Origin of the sequence: Achromobacter sp. SIMBA_011 (assembly GCF_046535435.1) — a bacterium.
Taxonomy (GTDB): Bacteria; Pseudomonadota; Gammaproteobacteria; order Burkholderiales; family Burkholderiaceae_B; genus Achromobacter; species Achromobacter dolens.
The window spans coordinates 1-265 of record NZ_JAWRWN010000621.1; the positions used below are offsets into that span (position 1 = coordinate 1).

General features: G+C 50.9%; 1 pseudogene. It reads right to left on the reverse strand.

The window, feature by feature from the left end:
* A pseudogene (locus SB816_RS32430) lies at positions 1–265 on the reverse strand (hypothetical protein); the annotation flags it as partial.

The window sequence follows — 265 nt, forward strand, 5'->3', positions numbered from 1 at the left end:
GGTAACGTTTTTGATGTCAGTATTGAGCGTTTTGAATACTGCCTCCAACTGCTCGATTTTGGAGTTGTGCTCGGAGTCCACCAGACGTGATGCCACTGTATGAGACAAATTCAACATCAGCGCGAGGCCGGCTACCCGAATGCCGTCAGACTGTATTGCGTTCCACAAGGCAATTTTAGCGACCACCTGAATAGGCATTTTGACGACAACTTGCCGTTCAGCTGGGATAGACGCTTCCGGGATGCGGCGGTACTGCTCTACGTAG